Consider the following 2,461-nt stretch of genomic DNA (forward strand, 5'->3'; position numbering starts at 1 on the left):
CTCTTCCTCTATCTCGTTGTCTGCTTGGGGTTGGTCCACATCTTCCTCAAGCAGATGCTTGCTCTAACTCAATGTGATCGACTGAAACTCAGTATGTAGGCCAATTGCCGATCATCGATATACCTGAAGTCGAAAATAGTTCGATAGATGAACTGAAGCGAGTTTACCAAGATGAGATTATAGGGGAGCCAAATCACGGAATCGAAATTGTTGAATACGCGGAATTAGGCAATCAGAACAGCCTAACACACGACTTCATTGGGTATTTGGCGAACGAAATGGTGGATGTCAGGAAGCAACGCTCTAATCTCAACCTCGATCTTCTCGATTACCTCGGAAACTACGAGGATGGCCCGATCCTCGGCGAGCGCTATCAGCCGGCGAGCGGGCTGGCCGAGTCGGTGCTGACCGACACCGCGGCCGACAGCGAATTCGCAAAACTCCGGGTGACGGGCGCGCAGATCGAGCGCGATGGTGACCGCTTGCGGGTGCTGGCGGTGCCCTACGTGAAGCCCGAGAATCCCGACGAGTACGAGACGAACAGTCACGGCTACGCCACGCTCGATCCCGTGCCGGCGATGGAGTTCGTCGGGCTGAGCGAGGCCGAGGCCGACCTCATCGCGGCGTTCGTGCCCCACGCGGTCGACGAGGCCGACGGCTTCGCGGGCTATCGGGACAACGCCACCGCGACGATCTCGCCGCTCGACCGACTGGAGAGCCTGACCCTGCCGAAACTCGACGACGTGGCCGGTGGCATCGAGCGCTACACGGATGCCAGAGAGCGCGCCGCGGAACTGGACGAGAAGATCGAAAAGACGGATGCGTTGATCGACGAGATCGTCTACGAGCTGTACGGGCTGACTGATGAGGAGATTGCGATTGTCGAGGAGGCCGTCGGGGAGTAGCGTCTGCGAGCGACCGTAGGGAGCGAGCGGTTCACCGAGCCGAACGTCTGTGAGGCTCGGCTCTTTTTCATCGACGTTCGTTAGAGCGAAGCTCTAACGCAGCCTCTTGGAGAGCGAAGCTCTCCAATGGTCGGCGAATCGGAGATTCGCCTCGACATCAGAAGTCGAAGACTTCTGAGGACGTTTTTGCGCCGAGCGGTGCGCGAGCGAAGCGAGCGCACCCGAGGCGGAAAAAGGTCGGAGTGCGGCAAAGGGTGGTTGTTTATCCGTTCTGATACCGAATGATGGGTATGAGCCTCACCGCAGACGACTTCGCCGAGTATCTCCGCGATGGCACCGAAGCGAATGATGGTTCGCTCGGCGACGCGCTCGCGGAGTTGGCGGTCGACGTCGACATGGATTCCGTCGAGGCGGTTCGCGACCTCCGTGAACGAAGATGAGGTGTTTCGCCGATACGAACGTGCTCGTCGCCGTCGTGACGAACGACGACGATCGCGTTGACGCCGCCGTCGCGGTTGCGGAGCGGCTGTACCAGTAGTTGCACCGCGAACGAGCCGCAGGCGAGTGAGCGGGCCGAGGAATCCCCCGAGCGTAGCGAGGGGGTGACGATGGCTTTTGATCCACATTTTGCCAGCGAGCGACCGAAGGGAGCGAGTGCAGCAAAAGGTGGGGGACGAACTTTTTTGCCGGTCGCCACGGTGGGTCCGCTATGGAGAAGGTCAGCATCGAGGACGTAGATATCGTCAACAACCCGCTCGGCGTGCACTCGGTCCGCAAACCCGTCTCGCGCGATCTCGGCACCGACTCCTTCGCGATGAACTACTTCGAGCTCGAACCCGGCGAGTCCTTCTCGGGCGGGCTCCACGCCCACCACGACCAGGAGGAGGTGTTCCACGTCCAGGAGGGGACGGCGACCTTCGAGGTGGGTCGCGACCGCGAGGAGCACGAGGTGGCCGCGGGCGAGCTCATCCGCTTCGCACCCGGCGAGTTCCAGATGGGCAAGAACGACTCCGACGAGCGCGTGGTGGGGTTCGCCCTCGGCGCGCCGAAGGCCCGTCACGATTTCGACGAGATGGAGTCGGTCGTTCACTGCCGCGAATGTGGCGAAGAGACCGCCCACGACACCGTTCTCACCGATCAGGGTGCCTTCGCGTTCACCTGCAGCGAGTGTGGCAACGAGTTCACCATCGGCTAAGGGTATGCTTTTTCGACTGGATGGGTAAGAGCCGATGGCCGATGACGAGCCATCGTCCGGAGCCGGACTCGGCACCCGGCGATGACGATCCCTATGAGTTCCGAGGCCAGTCATCTTCGGCACTCCGCCGCAGTACGTCCGAGACCACAGTCATCGATAGATCATCCGCATCGCCGAACCGCACGATGCGTGCGACCGTGAGCCCCAGGTGTCGAGCAACACCAATTCACTGCTGTACGATTTTCTCCGTAGCGAGCGACGAATGTCTGCGTATGCTCTGTTGATCGCCGGTTCCGTCCGGCGATTCTACCGCTGAGTTCAGGGGAATTGGACGCCTTCTTGCGGTATGGAACGTTTGCGA

The 2,461-nt window shown here is 60.6% G+C and carries 2 protein-coding genes and 1 pseudogene; all 3 read left to right on the forward strand.

Going from position 1 to position 2,461, the window contains the following annotated elements; translation table 11 throughout:
• Positions 1-308: 308 nt before the first annotated feature.
• Positions 309-905, forward strand: a pseudogene (locus C448_RS00205) (restriction endonuclease); the annotation flags it as partial.
• A 290-nt stretch (positions 906-1,195) separates the two neighbouring features.
• Positions 1,196-1,345 (forward strand): hypothetical protein, encoded by a 150-nt coding sequence (locus tag C448_RS16215; protein ID WP_169316338.1) that lies wholly within the window; start codon positions 1,196-1,198, stop codon positions 1,343-1,345.
• Between the two features lie 269 nt (positions 1,346-1,614).
• Complete coding sequence (locus C448_RS00210; RefSeq protein WP_004051004.1) at positions 1,615-2,100, forward strand: cupin domain-containing protein; 486 nt, start codon at positions 1,615-1,617, stop codon at positions 2,098-2,100.
• Positions 2,101-2,461: the final 361 nt, after the last annotated feature.

Origin of the sequence: Halococcus morrhuae DSM 1307 (assembly GCF_000336695.1) — an archaeon.
In the GTDB taxonomy this organism is placed as follows: domain Archaea; phylum Halobacteriota; class Halobacteria; order Halobacteriales; family Halococcaceae; genus Halococcus; species Halococcus morrhuae.